Genomic DNA, 1,128 nt, shown 5'->3' with positions numbered 1-1,128 from the left:
GATTGCGCAGGGCGGCGAATTCGCGCGATACGCGGGATTCGCTGTGCCCCTCTCGGGTTCGGGCACTGAAACGCAGGGCGTGGCTCTTGTGAACATGGTTCGCACGCTCGATCTTCAGGCGCGTGGCGCACGCAAGGTCGAGCGCGCTCCGTCCGAAGTGATCGAAGATGCGCTCGCGCGTCTTCAGACCATTCTTGAATAAAGGAAAACGGGAGCATAGGTATGCCGTTGTGAGGTGACGTCGACGAGCCGTATTACCGACGTGCAGCCTTTCATCCGCCGATCGACGAGTTGGAATGGCGCTACGGCTGCGCGCCTCTCACGTTCAACCGGCCGCCGGCAGCGTGACGGCGGGATTGGACCGCGCGGCCGCTACGGGTTCCTTCTTGCCCGTGTTCGATTCCGCGCCCGAGCCCGCGCCCGCCTGCCAGCCGCCGCCCAACGCCTTCAGCAACCCGACTTCGGCCTCGATCCGGCGCGCGTCGATCTGATCGGCCGTGCGCCGGTTCGTCAATGCGATCGTCTGCGCGGTCACCACGTCCAGATAGCTGACGGCGCCCGCGTTGAAGCGGTTCGTCGTCAGCCGCAGCGACAGGTCGGCCGCGTCGGTCGCGCGCTGCTGGCTGCCGGCTTCGGACCCGAGCGCATCGAGCGCGGACAGTTGATCCTCGACCTACTGGAACGCGACGAGCACGGCGGCTGGCCTCGGAGCCGGCTTCAGCAGCCACTCGGGCCGCCGGACGTTTGCAATGCGGCTGATAGCTAACGGGCATTCGCTCGAAACTGTTCAGATTCTATTGGGGCATGCACATCTCGATCATGTTGCGCCCTACGTCGATGTCTCGCAGCGAGACACGCGCGAAGCGATTGCCGCGATCGACCTTGGGGAGTGAGGGTGCCGCTTGGCGATTTGGGCCTCAACTTACGAGTGCTCGGGGCCGATAACTGTACGGTTGGCAGCACCGTGCCTTCGCCCCTGTCGGTATCTTCAATGTAGATACAGGGTGCTTGCCTTTTGATCTGCGGGTATCTACAATGGATCTACATTTGGAGTGATGATATGGAACTCAACCTGCCGGAGGACCTCCGCGACCGGATCGAGGCATGGGAGGAGGAGCGGGAGGAAGC

The 1,128-nt window shown here is 63.4% G+C and carries 2 protein-coding genes and 1 pseudogene; 2 read left to right on the top strand and 1 reads right to left on the bottom strand.

Translation table 11 applies throughout. From position 1 onward, the window contains the following. Positions 1–202 (top strand): type II toxin-antitoxin system PemK/MazF family toxin (locus tag ACWDD7_RS37850; RefSeq protein ID WP_450460730.1); only part of this gene is annotated, 202 nt, incomplete at its 5' end. 123 nt (positions 203–325) lie between these two features. Here ACWDD7_RS37850 and ACWDD7_RS37845 read toward each other — a convergent pair. Continuing rightward, complete coding sequence (locus ACWDD7_RS37845) at positions 326–535, bottom strand: hypothetical protein (RefSeq protein ID WP_450460729.1); 210 nt, start codon at positions 533–535, stop codon at positions 326–328. A 148-nt stretch (positions 536–683) separates the two neighbouring features. On the opposite strand from ACWDD7_RS37845, the pseudogene ACWDD7_RS37840 reads away from it, so the two are divergent. Further along, positions 684–893 (top strand): annotated as a pseudogene (locus tag ACWDD7_RS37840) (tyrosine-type recombinase/integrase); the annotation flags it as partial. Positions 894–1,128 lie beyond the last annotated feature (235 nt).

The sequence above is a fragment of the Streptomyces sp. NPDC001056 genome (genome assembly GCF_053598955.1).
The sequence above is the reverse complement of the archived record's forward strand: the minus strand, read 5'-3'. Positions and strand labels throughout refer to the sequence as shown.